At 60.3% G+C, this 18,056-nt stretch carries 18 protein-coding genes; all 18 read right to left on the bottom strand.

All coding sequences use genetic code 11. The annotated features are described in order from the left end of the window. Positions 1–315: 315 nt before the first annotated feature. The gene (locus tag BN2475_RS08915) at positions 316–657 is read right to left on the bottom strand and encodes a hypothetical protein (protein WP_143325755.1); all 342 of its coding nucleotides are present in this window, start codon (positions 655–657) and stop codon (positions 316–318) included. 25 nt (positions 658–682) lie between these two features. Then, positions 683–2,035, bottom strand: coding sequence for a TrbI/VirB10 family protein (locus BN2475_RS08910; protein WP_094779176.1), 1,353 nt, complete (start codon positions 2,033–2,035; stop codon positions 683–685). A gap of 17 nt (positions 2,036–2,052) precedes the next feature. Further along, positions 2,053–2,934 carry a TrbG/VirB9 family P-type conjugative transfer protein gene (locus BN2475_RS08905; protein ID WP_245841219.1) on the bottom strand — a complete coding sequence of 294 codons (882 nt, stop codon included), beginning with the start codon at positions 2,932–2,934 and terminating at the stop codon, positions 2,053–2,055. Positions 2,935–2,966: 32 nt separating this feature from the next. Continuing rightward, positions 2,967–3,818, bottom strand: coding sequence for a VirB8 family type IV secretion system protein (locus BN2475_RS08900; RefSeq protein WP_094779174.1), 852 nt, complete (start codon positions 3,816–3,818; stop codon positions 2,967–2,969). A 175-nt stretch (positions 3,819–3,993) separates the two neighbouring features. Continuing rightward, the gene (locus tag BN2475_RS36205) at positions 3,994–4,122 is read right to left on the bottom strand and encodes a hypothetical protein (protein ID WP_281254195.1); all 129 of its coding nucleotides are present in this window, start codon (positions 4,120–4,122) and stop codon (positions 3,994–3,996) included. Positions 4,123–4,130: 8 nt separating this feature from the next. Next, complete coding sequence (locus tag BN2475_RS08890; protein WP_094779172.1) at positions 4,131–5,045, bottom strand: TrbL/VirB6 family protein; 915 nt, start codon at positions 5,043–5,045, stop codon at positions 4,131–4,133. A gap of 24 nt (positions 5,046–5,069) precedes the next feature. After that, positions 5,070–5,315, bottom strand: coding sequence for a hypothetical protein (locus BN2475_RS08885; protein ID WP_094779171.1), 246 nt, complete (start codon positions 5,313–5,315; stop codon positions 5,070–5,072). After that, positions 5,305–5,982, bottom strand: a complete 678-nt coding sequence (locus BN2475_RS08880) for a TrbJ/VirB5 family protein (protein ID WP_094779170.1) — start codon at positions 5,980–5,982, stop codon at positions 5,305–5,307. The genes BN2475_RS08885 and BN2475_RS08880 overlap by 11 nt, the downstream gene beginning before the upstream one ends. Positions 5,983–5,993: 11 nt before the next feature. After that, the gene (locus BN2475_RS08875) at positions 5,994–8,444 is read right to left on the bottom strand and encodes a VirB4 family type IV secretion system protein (RefSeq protein WP_245841217.1); all 2,451 of its coding nucleotides are present in this window, start codon (positions 8,442–8,444) and stop codon (positions 5,994–5,996) included. 122 nt (positions 8,445–8,566) lie between these two features. Next, the gene (locus BN2475_RS08870) at positions 8,567–9,004 is read right to left on the bottom strand and encodes a VirB3 family type IV secretion system protein (protein WP_094779168.1); all 438 of its coding nucleotides are present in this window, start codon (positions 9,002–9,004) and stop codon (positions 8,567–8,569) included. 9 nt (positions 9,005–9,013) lie between these two features. Then, positions 9,014–9,364: a hypothetical protein gene (locus BN2475_RS08865; protein ID WP_094779167.1), complete on the bottom strand. Its 351-nt coding sequence runs from the start codon at positions 9,362–9,364 to the stop codon at positions 9,014–9,016. A 45-nt stretch (positions 9,365–9,409) separates the two neighbouring features. Then, entirely contained in the window at positions 9,410–10,072 is a 663-nt protein-coding gene (locus BN2475_RS08860) for a lytic transglycosylase domain-containing protein (protein ID WP_094779166.1), read from the bottom strand. Positions 10,073–10,202: 130 nt separating this feature from the next. Next, positions 10,203–10,517, bottom strand: coding sequence for a hypothetical protein (locus BN2475_RS08855; protein ID WP_143325754.1), 315 nt, complete (start codon positions 10,515–10,517; stop codon positions 10,203–10,205). 421 nt (positions 10,518–10,938) lie between these two features. Then, positions 10,939–11,952, bottom strand: coding sequence for a fatty acid desaturase (locus BN2475_RS08850; protein ID WP_094779164.1), 1,014 nt, complete (start codon positions 11,950–11,952; stop codon positions 10,939–10,941). Further along, the gene (locus BN2475_RS08845) at positions 11,936–12,649 is read right to left on the bottom strand and encodes a helix-turn-helix transcriptional regulator (protein WP_094779163.1); all 714 of its coding nucleotides are present in this window, start codon (positions 12,647–12,649) and stop codon (positions 11,936–11,938) included. The genes BN2475_RS08850 and BN2475_RS08845 overlap by 17 nt, the downstream gene beginning before the upstream one ends. 934 nt (positions 12,650–13,583) lie before the next feature. After that, a complete protein-coding gene (mnmH, locus tag BN2475_RS08835) occupies positions 13,584–14,612 on the bottom strand; it encodes a tRNA 2-selenouridine(34) synthase MnmH (protein WP_094779161.1) in 1,029 nt (342 codons plus the stop codon). Positions 14,613–15,929: 1,317 nt separating this feature from the next. Then, entirely contained in the window at positions 15,930–16,361 is a 432-nt protein-coding gene (locus tag BN2475_RS08830) for a TA system VapC family ribonuclease toxin (RefSeq protein ID WP_094779160.1), read from the bottom strand. Further along, on the bottom strand, positions 16,361–16,591 hold the full coding sequence (locus BN2475_RS08825; protein ID WP_094779159.1) for a CopG family transcriptional regulator: 231 nt from the start codon (positions 16,589–16,591) through the stop codon (positions 16,361–16,363). Before BN2475_RS08825 ends, BN2475_RS08830 begins: the two co-directional genes overlap by 1 nt. Between the last annotated feature and the right edge of the window lie 1,465 nt (positions 16,592–18,056).

Genomic DNA, 18,056 nt, shown 5'->3' with positions numbered 1-18,056 from the left:
GCCCGTCAGTGCGATCCCGCATCTGTGCCCTGCGGCTCGACCTAAACCGAGACCCGGTCCAGTCGCCCGCCGCCAGGCACGCTGCTCGCCAGATCGCGCAACGTTTGCGCAGGCGACGTGGAAACCACCGTCGTGACCATCCCCGCGGTAGCCGCCGCCGGCCAGGCAATGTTCCACGTCGTTGTCGTTGTCGTTGTCGCTGTCGCTGTCGCCAGAACTCCTACTGCTGTGCCTGCTGCGATCGCAAGGACAAGGAAACCTGTTCTGCGCTGACGCGGTGTCGAAGGGATGTTCGATCCAGAACAGTTAGTTTCACTATCTTGCTGACCGACGATGTCCGCGCAATGCCGGGCTCGGCCGGCTCAAGGCCGAGCGCGTGCCGATAGCACGCGTGACTACGCGGCGCAGCGCCATCGACATGTCGTCGAAGCGGCAACGGTCGAGCGTCATGCATTGCTCGAAGACTTGCTCGTCGTCAATCCGGCGCACCTGCAGAACATCAGACGGCTCGAAGGGCCGGCGCGCATCGACCTGTTCGGCCAGCTGCCGCACGCGGCTCCCGTCGAAGACATAATGCAAGGCGGTGCGCAGCTTTGCCTCGAACGCATCGCGCTCGATACCATGAAGCGGAAAGGTGTCGGGAAACTGGATCTGCAATCGCATCGTCATGTCCTCACAGTCGTCATTGCCGGCCCGATGGCACAATCTCGCTGCCGTCGCTGCCGACGTTTTCATACACGCTGGTCAGATCGACATCGCGCGCAACGAAGATGTTGATCACGGAGCCCTGGTTCGAATACGCAGTCGGCGGGATGTTGATCGAGTTGCGCAGCGTCTCTGCGGCCACGTCCTGTGTCGCGTTCGAGCTGTTCGTGAAGGTGATCGTCTGGCCCGAGCCGGTGGCCTTGTTGGCGAGGGCCTGACCGAAGTCGCCAATGAGGCTCACCATCAGTGCTCCACCGAAGCGAGTCCAGAAGTGCTGATCAATGTAAGCGGGAATGCCCGCAGCGCCGAGCGGATCGGTCGCCGGTGAATTCAGGGGAATACTCACATCACCATCGTCAATCTCGTCCCAGATTGCTCCGATCACGCCCTGCCCGTGCATCACCGCATCGCGCTGCTCGCCCTTGGCCAGCGCGCCCTTGCGGATAAGCAACGTCGTGCCATCGTCCGACCATACGTCATCCGCGATCGGACAGCCAACCAGTCCCGGACGGTCGGTGCGGATTGCGGTGGCCTGCCCGCAACGGATCATGGTGTTCCTGGCAATCATGTAGTGCCGGTTGGGCCGGAACGCGGCGCGCATCGGTTGCAGCTTCGAGGGCTGCAGCGACTGGTCGAAAGCCGATCCCTTGCTGTTGACGGCATCATGGTTATCCAGCCCTGTGCCAGATGAACCGGCGGCTCCCGATGGGCCGCCCCTCAGCGCCGTGAGCCCCATGGACTTCGCCATGCCGGCCAGACCATCGCCACCCGGGCCGTTGCCGGTGGTGTCGGCATTGCCGCCGCCTGCGTCACTGGACGCGAGAGTGGATTCCTCAGGAGCGTCGGAGGTCCTGACGTCGCCGGACATCACGAGCACGCTGCCTGAGAGACGCCGCTCAGCGGGGTTCAGCGGCCGTGGCCGGTTGGTCACGATCGCAGTGCTCCCTTTCACGATGGGGTGCGACGCAGCACCGGCCGGCGTCGCAAGCTGCTGTCTTGCCGCAGCGGCGGCCGCTTCCGATGCCGCGCGCGCCTGCTCGGCTTCGGCGCGTTTGATGCGCTCCTTCTGGGTCTCGAGGTCGGCGCCGGTCTCGCTCGCGCCGCTATCTTTTGGCTTGTTGAGCGCCGCCAGCCTCGCGTCCTGTTGCTGCTGGAAGAGCCGCTGCAGGTAGATCGTGACGCCCGAGGCGCCAAGCGCGATCACGATCAACGCGACCAGCACGAGCTTAAGCCTTCCGGCACGCGTGCGGCGGCGCCCGGGCAGGTCCAGCGACGGCTGAGTCCCGGCGTCAGCAGGCCCAGCACTACCGGTTTCGTTGCGTTCGCTCATGCGCTTCGGCTCTCCCGTCAGTTTTCCGGCCGATCGCTGCCGACGTGCGCGCGCTCGATGCGCGCCGTGCCGGGCAACGACGAGGCGGTGCGGTTGTAGTGGCCGTCCGGCGAGTAGCCGTCGTTGCGGATCCCCAGCACCGACTGCCCGTAGCGGATGACAAACCCGCCTGAGACCTCATGGACGACGACGGTGTCGCCTTCCATATGGAAATTCGCTGTCGCCTCGCTGCCATCCGGGAGCTTCGTGAAGATCGTCGGCAGGTCGCGCGCGGTTGCGTACTTGAAGTAGGTGAAACGTCCGTCGTCCCACAAGGCGGTGGGCGCAAGCGCGCGATCGCCGCGCATCATGTACTGCAAGTTCGCTGCGGGCGTGGCTGACCCTGGCGGACTTGGGGACGTCGCCGCGCCTGGCGCTGCGATTGCTGCCGGGACCGCGGGCGCGTCCTGCTGGCCCGCCAGCGCCGAGCTGACCGCCTCGCGGCGCCGTAGCTGTTCGGCCGCGGCCTTCGCCTTCGTGTCCGGATACTCGAAGCGCAGGATCCACGTCGCGGGCTGCAACCGCGATACGTCGACAAGCGACAACGAATAGGTGCGACGGTTGGTCACGAGCACGAGGTTGGTTTCGGGTTGGAGCGCACCGGGCTTGAGCAACGCTCCGCTGTCGTTGACTGAAACGTGCCAGGCGCGCGCGTCGCCAATGCCACCGCCGTCCTTCAGGATGTGCTCACCGGGCTCGAACTGGATCATCACCACGCGGCCCGGCATCGTCGCCACGCGGTAGGCCTGATCAGGGCTATACGTCGCGCACTGGATGTGCGGGTCAGCACCACAGTTGCGCGGGATTTCGAGCGCACGGACGCGGCCGGCTGCAAGCGCACAAGCGGCGATAATCGCCACGGCACCTATCGGCGAACGCAGTCCAGGACAACTCACGACGCGCTCCCGCCCGGTCTCGAACCGGTCGGTACGGCATCGGGCGATGCATCCGCCGGTGCGCGGGTATAGTCGCGTGTCACCTCGTAACTGGTGCACCTGAACCCGTCCGGATCAATATCCTGCTGATCCTGCTTCTCCGGCACATCGACGCGGGTGAAGGCCACTGTCGCAATCCAGTAGTTCGGGTCCGGGCGCTTTGCCGCCGCATTCAGCGGAATCAGCTGCCGTGAAAAAAACACCTGCGCGGTCGAACCGACAAAAGTAATCGAGCCGACCCGGGCGATGACGCGCGCCTGGTCCTTGAGCAGCTTGAGCGGGCCGGCCGGGCCACGGACAAGCGCGTCATAAGCGTCCTTTTCGTGATCGTCGCTCATGAACATCACTGCTCTGTGCATGTCGGAGATCGTCTCCCAGTCGTAGCTCTCGCGCATCTCGACGTAGCGGCGCAGGTCCGCGCGGTCGGTTTTTTCAGTGAAGCTGACGTGGCCATTCGCGGTCGTGGGCAGCACATCGACCTTTCCGGTCGTGTCATTCACACGCAGAACAGCCGGTGGACTCGGTCTTTTCAGGAGTCCTAAAGCCGCCATGCCAAAAACAGCCGCGAGCGCGATGCCGCCCGAGAGAACCGATCGGCGGTCAGCGATCCTTGCCTTCTCTTCAGCGGCCTCTACCTTCGACTTTTCGAACTCCCGCGCCTGGTCCAGATACCAGCTGAGTGCGTCGCGCTGTGACCGGTCGACGGCATTCGCTGCTGCCTCCCCGCCCGCGGGGGATGCGGTCGGTGTTCGTGCGCGATTACGCGAGCCCGAGCCCGCCGCGAACCATTGTCTGATTGCCGATACCATCCTGGTCCTCATTTCGGTTCCGTGCGACCGGACTGCTGGGCCAGTGGCGGGTTGACTGGCACCCATTGGCCCGTCGGCTCCGGTGGTTGCGGCGCAGAGCTGCACGCCTCAAGGACAAATGCGAGCAGTCCTGCGCAGAATAGGGCTTTCATGCCTGATGCCCTCCATTCATTGGTCATCGATGCAACCGGTGATAGATGAACGTACCGATATCGTTGAGCAACGCCCCCACGAAGCCGGCAAACGTGACCCAGCAGACGACTAGCAGCCACCAGCGGATCAGCTTTGCAAGGAAGTCGGGCATGGAGCCTCCTACGTTTGCGATACCGAGCCACCGGTCCTGTACTTGCCAGCGCTACCCATTTTCGAGGCAGCGGCCAGCGCACGGCCCAGACCACCCAGCTTGCCCGTCATCGTCGATATGCCCACGCCACTTGCCAGCGCCGACGCGAGGCCCGGAAGATTCAGGGCGACAATGAAGAACACCACGCCCATCACGTTGATCTCTACCACCTGCCGCATCGACGGGAAGGCGGTTCCGCTCGGAGCGATCGATTGTGCGAAATTGACCTCTATCGCGCCTGCACCTGCGAACAGGGCCACGAGCAGCGCGTAATTAAAGCACTGTCCCGCCCAGTTCCAGAAGAACTGCCGCACGGGCGGAAACAGCGCCATCGAAATGAACAGTGGCCCGAGTGCGAGCAGCAATCCGAGCGCAAATTTGGCGAGGATGATGTAGGCCACGGCCAACCCCATGAAGGGAGTGGCAAAGATAAGCATCACTGAAATCACCCAAACCGCGCCGATGATTTCGAAGTTGTGTGCGTGATCGTATATCTGTCCACAGGCGTTGATGTAGGCGCTCAACAAATTGTCGAGACCCGAAACCGGATTGCTCTGCCCGGTAATCGCACCGGAGAGCTGCTCGCCGAACCCGTTCACAGCTGGCACTATGTATTCGGTATAGAACTGAATGTTCATGCCGCAGGTCAGAATGAACGCCCAGGCCGCCATACGCATCAGGAAGTCGTTAATGGGTTCGTCGTTGTGCCCTTGCCAGTACGACCACAGGACCAAAAGCACGTAGATGCTGAAGCACGCCATCATCAATGGCGAAATCAGTCCGATGATGCGTTCGGAACCCGTGCTGATGGTCGTAATGACGTTCGCATCGAAGTCGGACGTCATTCTTGAGAAAATGATCGTCGTGATAGGCGCAAATGACATCTTCGACTCCTGAAATCGTTTCAATTACTGCATTGCTTTTTTCACCACCTGTTCGGCTTCCTTGTCCCGCTCGCGCTGTTCGGGCGTTTCCTCCTGCTCGAGCTTTTCGGGCGTCGTACCAAGTAGATGTGCCCTGAACTCCAGATCCTGCCTGTGTGCGATCTCCTCCTGCACGTTGTGCTGATGGCGGTCCCATGCCAGATAGCCCAGATAGCCGGCAATGACGACCAGCAGACTGACGACCGTACCAAGCAATGCCTTATTGACCATTTGAGCCTCCGAGAAACTGGTTTTTGAATTCCCGCTCCTGCTGGTCCTCCGCAAGCTTTAGCTCCGCCTGCTGCAGTTGGGTAGTGAGCTGCAGACGCGTCTGCTCATTGGTAACCATCGCCTCCTCAGCAGCCATCCGGTTCTGCAGGTCCGCCTTCTCAGCCGGATCCTGCGTGAGGTTCGACTGCTGCATCAGCGACTGGATGTTATTGAGCCGCGCCATCGTCGCGCTGTACGCCTGCTCGTTCATCGCCTTGTTAGCCGCAAGCACGTCGTAATAGCGCTGTTGCCCCGGCGTCGCGGCGTCCGTCATACCTTCCTGCTGCTCGATCGAGCGCATCGTCGAGCTGATGCCCGACAGGCTGCCATTCTTCGCCTGGTCGTAAATGTCCTGCCACTGTTCTGGCAGATAGTTGCGCAGGGACGCGTCGTTCATGATCGTGCCCAGGCTGCTGTTACCGGTGAGTGCCCGGTACTGTGCCTCCTGATTCTCGATCTGCTGCATCAGCTGCTGGACCTGCTCCATCTGCTGGGCAAGCTCCGCAGGTGAGATGGTTGGTACGCCCTGCGCACGTGCGATGGCCGTGGCACCCAGGAAGAACGCTGTGACGGCCACACGAGCGGCCGGCCGCAGGCGTGCAGGGCGTTCGTCATCGTTGACGTTCACGATTCCCCCAATCAGGCAGTGACAGCTTCGTTACCGGTGTCGACGGCGCGTGCCAACGAATAGGTGCGGGCGAGCTCGGCCCGCTTGCGCTCAAGACCGCGTTGCAGCTCGCTGGCCCACAATCGCTCATCGGCACCATGCTTTGCCGCCAGGCGCGTACGCAGCTTGCGTTCGAAGACGCGTTCCAGGTAGACCGGTAACCACACGTCCGGATCGTCCCCCAGCTCCGCGCGCACCGCGTCGCAAATCAAGACGTTCTCGCGGTCACCCGAAAACACCGCAATCGCGTCATCCATGCCGCTGATGTCAAAACTCGCGAACGCCGACTGGTTGCCCTGCTTGATGAGAAACCGGCGCGACGACGGCGTGAGCTTTTTGAACTCGCTGAATTCCTTGCGCGTCATGCCATCACGCACGTACGCCTCTTCTTCCGCCGCGGGATCGGCCAGATACAGATTCGTAGCCACGAGGCTACGGAGCGCCGGGTAGAGATCGGCAGCCTTCTGCCCCTGCTCGGGCTGCTGGGTAATCAGCATGATGAACTCACCCTCCTTCCGGCCGCTTGCGAGCGTCTCCTCGATCTGTTCGCGAATCGTGCGGAAACGGATGGGCAACCAGTACTCTTCCATCACGGTCTGCATGAGTCTGCCCTCCCGTCGCATCATCCTCTTGAGGTGGAAAAGCCAAGCGAACGCCGGCTCCGAGGGCTCGTAGTTCTCGACAAGGAATGCCTCAACGTCGAATCCGATCCAGCGTTGTTGCGTCATGTTCAGCGACAGGTTCGGCGGGTTGTCGAACACCCACCAGAAGCGGCCGTGCTCCGATTTGCACCACAGCGACAGCCGCTGGCGCAAGCTGTCGTCGCCCTCATCCGGAATGCTGTCGAGCAGCAGGCTGAATCGCCTCAGGCGAACGTCCTCGACGCCCATCACTGCATCGACGGCGTTGCGACACTGGATCTTCTCCGCGGCGCTCAGATCGAGCTTGATGACCTTGCCCTGGTGATCGACGCCGTTTCGGCGCGCGCAAAGTTCGACCAGCCCGTACAGGAATTCGCGATTCTCGGCAGTGTCGTTCAGCTCGAACGGCGCCCAGCCTGTCGGTTTGCCTTTTTCCAGATGGACGTAGGCACCGCGCATCGCGCGGATGAACACTTCCCAGGCCCGGCCCTTGTCCAGTACGAACAGCAGCTGACCGAACCGGGACAGCATGCCAGCGACGGCGGTCGCGACAGTCGACTTGCCGGCACCCGTCGTGCCTTGCAGTTTCAGGTGCGCGGCCAGCTTCTCCGCCACGTTGACGTCACCCTGCCGGCTCGCATGCGGGCTAAAGTGATAGATTCCCGACGCCGAACGGAACGGAATGACAGCTGAGCCGTCGCCAATCGGATTGCCCTCGGCCTTGCCGGCCGAATAGTCGTGACAAGTGAACATCGACGCGAAGTTGCGCGAAGATTGGATCTTCGGCCGTGGCTTGACCCTCGTACCAGGGAGCTGCGAAAAATACGTGAAGGGCGCCGAACCGGTCGCAAGCGCCCACTCGACACCGCATTCGTTGAGCGAGCGCGATGCGAACAGGATCCCGTTTTCCAGCGCCTCCAGTGTACTTGCGCCGTAGATCACGGCCGCGCCGTGGTACTCGCCGAACGACAGCTCACCCGTGTTGACGTAACCCTGCGCATCGCGCAACTCCCTGACCTGATGCTTCGCCTTGTCGCCGGCGGACTCCAGTTTGTTGATCGCCGAGTCGATCGTACGGTTCGACTCGAAGCCCGTCATGCAGTTGAATGAATGCACGACCGTGAATTCGACTGGCAACGAGAGCAATGGATCAAGCTGGCCAAAGCCGGGCTTGTCCGGGAAACTGCGCAGATCGCGGCAGGTGAAGAACCGCCGGTGGTCCGGCACTCCCGGCCCGTCGATCGCGTGCGTATCGTAGCCGAAGCGAAGATAGCTTGACGGGATGACGTCAACACCCGGCTCCGCAGCGACAGGCAGATCGACCGTCACACCGTTCACGAGATAGCTGACGAAACCATATAGCGGCGAGAACAGCATCTTCGAGCCGTTCATATGCGTGCGCTCGTACACTTCGAGCAGTTCGGCCTCATAGTCCGCAAGCTGTTGCAGCGCCTGCCCGGCGAGTGATGCGATTTCCTTCAGGCCGTCCTCGAAATCTTCGTACTTCAGGATGATCGAAAAGTAATAGCGGTTTTCGAAGAACCGGCCGCCCCTGAACTGCCCGCCATGCTGCGTCGAAAACCAGTTCATGAAGGGGCTGTCGAAACGGTACTCGCGACTGACATTCACCCGCCGTCGCATGAAAACACCGTGGTAGGCAAGGCGTCCGCCAAGGTCACGACCCAGTTTGCTCAGGGTCTCGGTGTCGCGGTCGAACTTGCGCTCAAGCACGATGTTTTCGAATACCTCGAACGGCACGCCACTCAGTGCAAGCGTCACCATGAAACGATTTCCATCGAGGTGCTGTACGTGCCTTGTGACCGGGTGCCTGAACTTTGGCATCCAGTCTTCGACGGCGCCGATTGCGCCGAGGATCTCGCTCGAGATGGTTGGTCTGCTGCCCATCACGGCTCCCGTTCGAGCTCACGCAGCCGGCGCTCGCCCTTGGACAATGGTTGGAGAAAATCGCGGAAGACACGACGCTGCCGGCCGCAGCGCAATGGCGCAAGCGTCGACGTGTTGCCGAAGTTTGGTGCCGCCCGTCCGGCATTTACCCGTGCGCGGATGCGCAACTGCCAGAAATAAAAGCGGCAGCGGAACTGCAGCCACATGATCCACAGTCCCTGATCATCGGTTTCACATATGTGCTTGAACCACAGCAGGACCGGAAAGCCGAGAAAGACGAACAGCAGGCCGCCCGGGCCAACGAAGAAGGCTACGAGCACACCCGTGAACATCGAGGCGACGACTACGACCAGCATCGCCATGTAAGGCACGCCCCAGATGGCCGCAGTACGTCCAAGACCATTGAAACCGGGATAGCGGGCTTTCTCGTCGGTCATGGCGCGTGCTCAGGTGAAGAGGTTCCACAGGTACGGAGCGAGCACGCCGACCACAGCACCGACCACCGCGACCTTGCCGCCGAGCGTAACGAACTCGCTCCAGTGAGAACGGTCTGCCCAGCACTCCGCCCCTTTCCATAGCAGCACGCAGGAAGCACAGACACCGAGAAACGAATACAGCCAGATCTTGAACGTATTCGCACCCTCCGTCGCTGAATCAAGGCCACCCCCGGCCAAGGCAAGTCCAGGCGCAATCAGTGCGGCGCCAAGCACCGTTGCCCCGACAGCGCCAGCCATGCGTTTCGCATCATCTTTCAGTTGTACTAACCTTATTGGATGGAATATCATTTTCCGAAACATATGACCTCTCCTTTTCGAACAAGAGCCGCGGTGCGGCCGGTCAAGTCATCTACATGAGTCGCTGTCGCAGCCGAAGTCGCCAAAGGCATCCCATGACGGATGTGGCGCATCCTGGCGCGGCTCTCGAACGGCGTGGCTCGTGGGGCTCGACTTACGCTCTCCTGCACCAACCTGCGTCGTCGTGCCAGCTGGCCGGTCCATGATGACTGGTATCGCGGGAACCATGTCGACAGGTCCCGCCGTGCTACGTGCATTGGCAACGACACGCTGTACGTAGCTGGATCCGTTGGATTGAGCCCGTTCGCCGCCAACGAAATCGCCGCTGTAATAGCAACTGATTGCCGCCCGCAAGGCGCGTTGGCCCTGACCATACGCGGCACTTGCCCGCTGATAGCAGGCGTACAGGATCGCACTGCCTGCACAAAGATTGGCGCATGGGTCGAAAGCGGTTACGTACGTAAGGCCGTACCGGGCGAGATTGAACCGGTTCACCTGCCCTAACCCGACGCTGAAATTGATTCCACGTGCATCGAGCGCGCGAGCCGTGGCAACCGCCTCTTCGGAGTCGCGGGGTTGTCGCGCGAGGCGGCCGCCAACTACGCCGATTGCATAGGGGTTGAAGCCGGATTCAGTGCGAGCGATGGCTTGCATCGTGACGGGATGCACGGATGGCGCGCACTGTTGAGCTAACTGGTTGAAATCAACCATGAGCGTACTCGATCCAGTGAGCGCGCGCGGCCACGATCGCCGCGGCTATAATGAGGCTAGCCATTATTTCCCTCGCACGGTAATCAATGGTTAGGCCAGTGACGGTGTTGGTAGCACCGCCACTGGTCGATCATCGGATGTTGCCTGCTACAAACTCCATATCCTTGAAGCGGATCCGGATCTCTTCCGCGTCCTTGCAGTGTTCGCACGCAAAGGCGATCGCGTCGTCCAGAACGCGCCACGTCTTTGGATGCCCCCGCTGCGTCTCAACCGTCAGGACTTTTGCATCCGCCGTCAATTCGATCTGCCACGAGCCCAGCGGCCCCATGAAGATCGCCACGCGAGGCCGGGGGACCAGTCCTTTTGCCAATTCCGCTTGCGTAATACCCATATCGCCCTTTCTTTGCACCGAAAGAGGCTTTTTGCAGCAAGCGAGAGGATTCATCAAGCATCATGAATCACTTTTTGATTCATGAACATCAAAAATCAGAAATCGTATTTTGATTATAGGCATTGCTCTTTTGCCCGTCAACCTGCGATCAGCTGCTGTGCGACGATTTGGCGAACAGGCGCGACCGTTACACCAGCGCTCGCGAGCCACTACCTGAGCATGCGTGCAAAATTGACCGCGTGTGCGCGGTCACCATGAAAGCAGATTTCACGCGCCACGCTGACAAGCTGCCCGCCAGGAAGACCGTAAATGGGCCACGCGTGCGTAGTTCCGTAATGCCCGCACTAGCGCTCGATGTCATTCATTCCCCCTTTCCCTCTCTTCCAATGCGTCACGCCGTCCGCCAATGGCAACACTGAATCGACACTACACTGACACTTTGGTCGAAACATGCTGATAACTTCAAGATCCACGTTTATTCTTGATTTTCATCCTCGCCCATGCTACGGGGGCGGTTGAGCAATTCCACATGGCGATTCATAACCAAAAACCAGAGCGGTGGGACGAGGGCGAGGATGAACATATGCAGATAGCCGGCTGGCATCGCCTTGCCGACCAACATGAGTCGCCCGTACGAGCGTGTCTGGTCTAGATGGTGATGGGTGTGGAGCCCATTGTTCACGAAAAGCCGATTCGACAACCAGGAACGCACGTTCCACGCTAGCGCGTCTTCACGATTGCGGGCGGTACCAATCAGACCGTAGTGCTGGATATAGCCGATCGCCTCGACGATGAACATAGAGATAGCGCTCTGCCCGATATAGAACAGAATGCCGCGGGAACCACCAAGGCACCCAAACACCCCGACGGTCGCAATGCAAGCTGCGGCCGGCCGTATGAGTCTGCTCTTTCGACCTTTCGCCATTCGGAGCCGATCGTGAGTGAATGCAGCGAGTAACGAAAGACAAAGGGAGTTGCCAACATGTCGCCATAGCGAAAGACCAAGGCGAGCAGTGGAGCCGTAGCGGGCATCTCCTACGTGCGAGTGATGCAGGTCGTGAACGATCCGGTAGTGTGGATAGCCAGCCAGCGTCAGCGCGATATCAGATGCCACTCTGAGCCGATAACCACCGCGATGCAAAATCTCATGGATGTGCGCCATTGCAAACGCACTCAAGACACCACATGCGGCAGTGAGCCCCGCGTATTCAGGCACAGCTACCCATCGCAAGCGGATCACCGTCGTGAGAATTGCGAACAACCACAGGCAAATGAAGACGACGGGAACAGCAGCGCTGATCACTGTGACACAGTGCTGCTCGCCGTCGGCTTCAACATGTTCACCGAGGAGCAAGTCACCTAGCAGGATTGTAGTAATCAGGCAGAGCAGAAACTTCCACGGACAGTCCCAAAGAAACGCCAAAATTGCAGCAGCCGGCATCATCGCCGAAAGCCAGTACCATCCTTGATTTTCACGCCAGGAGGCCATGCTCTTCGGCAAATTTCACGGCTCTGGTAATGCGACCAACGCCGAGCTTCTCGTTGATCCTCTGAAACTGGCGATAGACCGTCATCGATGAAACCCGTAGTTCGGTTGCGATTTCGGCCGCCGTGAAGCCCGTCTTTACCAGGCCCAAGAGCTGCACCTCGTCTTGCGTAAGACCTGTCGTCTGCAAGGCCTCTTCCCTCAAAGCACCGGAGGACCACTCGAGAAGCTCCAACGCCAGAGCACGAAAAAAGGGGCGGGCCTCGTGGAATTGCGGTTCCGCTTCTTCCGGCGGCCGATCGGACCCGAGATATAGAATTCCGATGCGACCGTGCTCGCTCGTATGAGCTGGAATCAAATAGCCGCTTCGGAATCCGTACTCCGCGGCTACCTCCAGCATACGTTTCTGTCCTGCGGTTCGGATAGGCAACGCTGAACCTAACACAGGCGCCGTATTGGAACGTGCATACTCGAGGCATGGATCGGTTAGATACCACCGATTTGCGTTATATAGCTGGCACCACTCTGGACGGCAGCCGATCAAGAACCGATAGGTCGATCGACTGTCTGAACAATCGGACGGGTGCAAAGAGGCAAACACAAACCACTCTGCTCCGTGAGCTTGCACCGCGCGTCTGACAAGCGAGATCAGCTCCAGCTCATCCGTGGAGTTCAACAGGTCATCAACACTCAGATCCATGGGTCGTACCTTGCTCAACACGCCTCATCAACGTGGCGGCCCCACACCAGCCTCCGCACCTCCCCATATATGGCTCGCATCGTCGAGTAATGCGGATCCGCCAATGCAAAGCCCTCAAAATCGGCACGTACTGACATCGGGAGGACCTGTACGGCAACCGTTTGGTTTCCCTGGACAAGAAACCGCTCGGCAATAAACCCGGTTGTCACTCGGTATAGCCGTACGCCGACCCGTTCAGAGGACGCTCCGACATGGCGTTCAAAGATAAGATTCTTCATAGTCCTCTCCAGTCCCGTCGGGATGATGACCACACTTTCTACAAGTGCGATCGAGACAGTCTCGTGGGGACCTTGCGGAAACTACGTTGTCGGCCACGCAGGCTTCACACTCGAACAGCCTAGTGAAAAAGGCTGTATGACATATCTGACATGTCAGTTGATGAACCTCGTTCTCCAGCAAGACCTCCCAGCAGTCGTCACCGAATGACTCTCCACAAGCCGGACACACGATGTTGATGCACTCGCTCATAATTCCCAACCCGATAGGATATGGACATCAAGCAGCGACGCTTAAATGCCCGAGGATAGCGGATCGACCGCTCTCCGGAGCACACCACGCAGCGATGCAGTCCCTGATGAGCAAAGCCGAGCCGGCTTGTCTAGGAGCGGGATGACGCGGTCCTCGATTGTGATGGACATGCCCCGGTACTCCCGATCCGACAATCTGTCCTGTCTGGATCAAAAAGAATTCGTATAAAGTTAATGCTCCAACTTCGGGGCGTGCCACCGCTGTTACATCCAGAAACACTAATGCGAACCGATATGCATATGTTCGGCAATTGGCTCTTGTTCGTGATCTTGATATGCACGTTGTGGTGGCAAGAATTGCGGGGACGTGACTAGACGATCGAGTGAGAGTCGATGTCTTTTGCATATCAGCCAAAGCGTCTGATGAGGCTCCGAGCAATTTGGTTAAGGCTAGCAGGCCGCAGATCCACTAGCTCGATGCAAGGTGACTCAGTGAATGATTGATAGCCTCGTTTTGTGGAACGCGCGTAGCTCGGATCGTAGTGCGAAATCATTAGGCGTTCGAACAATTCTGGAATCCTTCGCGACGCGGCCAGCTCACGCCATAGCTCGAGTTCTTTCCCGCCTACGAGGCTTCGCAGGTGTGTCAGCCGCTCAACTAAGGACTCGGGATCGCTTTCAAAGTGCGCGTAATCTTCCCGCCAGAGTCGAACTCGCTCAGTCATCGGCGCGCTGACCTGCAAGAGCGTCCCGGTTGAATGCATTGTTTCGAACAGCGCGAGCGGAAGTTGGACATTGCCAATCTTTTTGCTTTCTGCCTCAACCCACACCCGGCGCGTTGGCGAGAAGGTCGAGAGCTTCTGGAGAAGCAGGCTGTCAAAATATTTCTGGGTCGGCTGTGGAACGCCCGGGATTGCTCCGATGACAGAACCGCGATGCGCAGCGATCGCCTCAAGATCGAGCACTTGCGCCCCCTCGACCGAAAGCTGCTCGAGCAAACGCGTTTTGCCGCAGCCGGTCGGTCCAGAAAGAACGACGTACGAAAACTCTCGCGGACGGGTTTCCAGTTCTTCGTTGACCCAGCGGCGGTAACCCTTCCATCCACCCGGCAACCGCTCTACTTTGTAGCCAACTGTGTCAAGTGCATCGAACCATAGGCGACTGCGTTTGCCGCCTCGAAAGCAATATACGAGAATCCTGTTGCGGCGAGGACGGGTCACGATCACTGTGTCCAGATGGCGCGAGATATTCCTCAGCGAATAGGACACGCCAATCAGGTACGCGCGCATCTTGTCGGTGCGATGCAAGGTTCCCACCTCTGCGTATTCGTCATTGTTGACGACCGGGAGGTTGATTGCGCCGGGGATGTGATCCTCTGCAAATTCCCTCTCGCATCGTGCGTCGATGATGAGGTCGTACTCTTCAAATCGATACATGGGCGCCCGCCCTTCCTATCGAGAATTTGTCGACGTGGCTATTCTGGCAAATTTGTGGAGCCCTGACTCGAAAATTGACATACGCGACAGGGCGATGCTGAGGGCGGTCCTCGTTCGCGCCACTCGAATCCGATGACGTCGATGTAGCGCGACCGTCGCACTGCGCCGTGCCCGGCCAACATGTGCACGCATGCAAAGCAAGATTAATTGCACGCCTTGAAGTTATCGATGCGTTTCGGTACCGAAACGAGGTCTACGCGCCGTGGTTGACCGACGCCTGAAGCGAACACTCCAACATGCGCCCGGCGGCGAAGCAGGCATCGTCATTCGAGCAGTACTAGACATGCACACGTACGTTGCCGATGCCGGAGACGGACGGCTGCAGGCAACGATACCAAGTAACGGGCTGCGAGGTCAGTTTGCAAGTCGAACGTTTTTGGGACAGGCGCGGGATTGGGTGTATGACTCGTGGCTTACAGGTTAAAACCCCAATGTCGTGTCACGAATCTCGGTCCGCGTGATTTCCGCGGGTGCCTGCGCCGAACGTTTCTCCGGGCGGCGCCACCGGTACCACGAACGATGCAGGCGTCGGCCCTCAGCGCTCAGCTGCACCCACATTCGCCACACTCGTTTCGCGGCGTTTGATCCCGTCTCACTCTCGGTAGCGGCTGCTTTGACGTCGTTCGTCACAGTCCCGCAGGTTTCCCTCCCTGCGATATTTGCTTTCGTAGCCGCGAAGTTCGCCGGCGTGATCAGTTGCCGCGACCCGGCCGGGCAGTATCGTCACGGCTTTCGCATCGCCCGAGATCGGCAGACGGGTCACCCAACAACTCGGCATGAACTCTGCGTGTCCGTAACAGTCCGTGGAAGATGTGGCGCGCGGCGCACTCCGAGTCATCTCTCTCGGATATGGAAAGCCCCTCTTCCCGGCATAGTGAATCGTCGCGTCTGGAAATCGAGATAATGTTTTAGCGGAGCGGAAACCGCACTTAGCGTGGCGTTACATATTACGTGTTTTTCACTACAAGTTTGCCTTTCGCATGCACGAGCTGTGAGATTGGAGGCCGACCAAGGCAAAGACCGCCGTCCGGAAACACGCAGACGACCCACGCCCGTGAAACATTCGATGCAAACATCGGCGCAAGCCTTGCCCGACAGGGCTTTACGGGCGAAAGACATCTACCTTGGGATGTTTCACTGGTGCAGGAAAGTGCAGCCGCATGATCGCCCTAATGTTCCCTCGTTTTCTTAGGCCCGAATCGCGATTGGCGTTCGTAAGTCCCGCGAAGAGCGAGTCTCAGGAGCGCGGCACCAGCATCAACTAATGACTTCGAGGTGGCGCGCACCATCCGGCACCGCATCGACGACCAGCCGGCGGTCGAAGGTGGTCAGCGTTCCCCCGTGGCGCCGCGCGAGGGCAAGCAGGTACGTGTCGGTCACCTGGTCGGTCGCGAGTACGCGGCTGACGTCAACGTGCTCCGGATCGAGCAGGCTCAGGTCGTCAGACCAGAATGTGTGGCCAGGATGTGCGCGCAGCTGCGCGACAAGCGGCGCGACCGCGGCAGGCGTCTCCAGCGTATTCGGGTAGCGCGGATTGCCGATGATGCGAAGCACGCCGTTTTCAGTCAGCGGGCAGGTCGCCCAAGCGGCGTGCCCTGCCCGGCCGAACCATTCGTGCGCGGCCTCGTGCTGTACATGACCGGCGTCGAGCAGCGCAATTAGTACATTGACGTCAAGCAGATACGTCATCAGGGCGCTTCGTCGAGCAGCTGGTTGACGAGTTCGGGCGTGACCGTCCGCGCGGTGCGGGCGTTCGGCAGCACCGGCAAGCCGTTTCGCATGGCCGGAGCGGCTGCGGGACGCTGCAGCGCTGCGCGCGCGAGTTGCGAGATGATGCGGCCGATCGACACGTGCTCGCGGTCGGCGCGCATGCGCGCGACGGCGAGCACGTCGTCGTCGATATCGAGGGTGGTTCGCATGGGACCTCCATTGCATCGAGTTGTTTCACACCCCGTCAGATTAGCCCACATCGCATCACGCATCAAGCATCAAGCATCAGTTGTCACCAAAAGATCCTTCCGACCGACCCACCCACCCCGTGCTGCCGGTCTGGCGGGAAAAATCGACTTGAGGATCTTATGTCCTTCTTCACGCCGAACGATCACCTCCGGGCCACCGCGATGCTCGCACCCGCACGCCGGAGACAACGCACCACCCGGTCTCGAGCTGCTGGAGCTCGCGTGTCGCACCTGCCGCCGGGCGCTCCATCAGATCGCCGATATCCAAATGTTGTAAATGATCCCGCTCGCACCAGCCCCGGGTGTCGATGCACCATACGGCGGTTAGCAGCCGCTCGAGGGGCGCGGCCCACGGCGTCGGCCGTGGGCCGCGCCCCAAGGAACAGGATCCGCCCGTGGTAGCTGCAGTCGTGCTCTGTCGTCGCATCGGGCATCGCGACCACGGTCGCGATGCAGGCGATCGTTGCGAAGCACGGCGATCGACACGGAAGCGCGAATCGCTTTTTCAGGTTTCCCCGTGGTAATGTCCGCTGCATTCAGAAGGACGATTCTGCCCCGCGCCGCGTCCGCCTTGATTCAAATCAGAGGTGATGCCCGGACCTCTACGCGCTGTTGCACGACCTAGATCACGTCCAGCGTTGTTTCCGTTTCACGCTCAAGCACGGAAAATCCGCCGCGCACCAGTCACATGCGGCCGACTCTCTCGATATGCGAGCCCGCCATGTTCTAGTGGCGTCCAAGTGGCTGTGATCGCGGCCGGTCTGCCCGGAACACCAATGTGTGGCCGTGTAGCGCCAAAACCCTTCGACATGGGACTCGGTCAGCTGTCGCACCCTATAGCGGCCGTCCGGGTCGCCGTGCGTGGCACGCTGGCGCGCGAGGAACGCCGCTCTATGGAGGCGCCGGCTCTCCTGACGCCTCGTCGACCTTCAGCGCTTCCGCAGCATACGCACCTGCGTATCGACTAAGTCTGCGAAATGCTCGCCGAGGCAAACGCATGTGTTACCCCCGCCGCATCTCGACAGGCCAGACCGCCGGCTGCGCGCAACCGCCCCGCCTAAATAAGGGCTCACGGCGGACAGCACCCCTCGCAAGACGCACGGTAAAAGCCGCACCTCGCCTTCTCCGGCCAGATTTTCACGACAGCAGGCTAGCTGCCGCCCGCGTTGCATGGGCGGGTCACGCACGCCACGCCACATGCCCCGCCGGCCCGCCAGGCTCCGGGCAGATGAGTTCCGGCGAGGGCAGCGGCAGTTCGCTCTATGCCAGCCAGTAATGTGCGGCACTGCACCAGCGGGTGGGCCTCCGGCGCTTCCAGCGCCCCACCTCAGGCGCGGTCCCAAGTCAGGTTGGCGGAATTACTGGGAACCATGGACACTAGCGTTCGAGTTGCTTCGCAGGCTCTCCGGTCGCATCGTCCATTAGG

The organism is Paraburkholderia ribeironis (assembly GCF_900019265.1).
Lineage (GTDB): Bacteria > Pseudomonadota > Gammaproteobacteria > Burkholderiales > Burkholderiaceae > Paraburkholderia > Paraburkholderia ribeironis.
The sequence above is the reverse complement of the archived record's forward strand: the minus strand, read 5'-3'. Positions and strand labels throughout refer to the sequence as shown.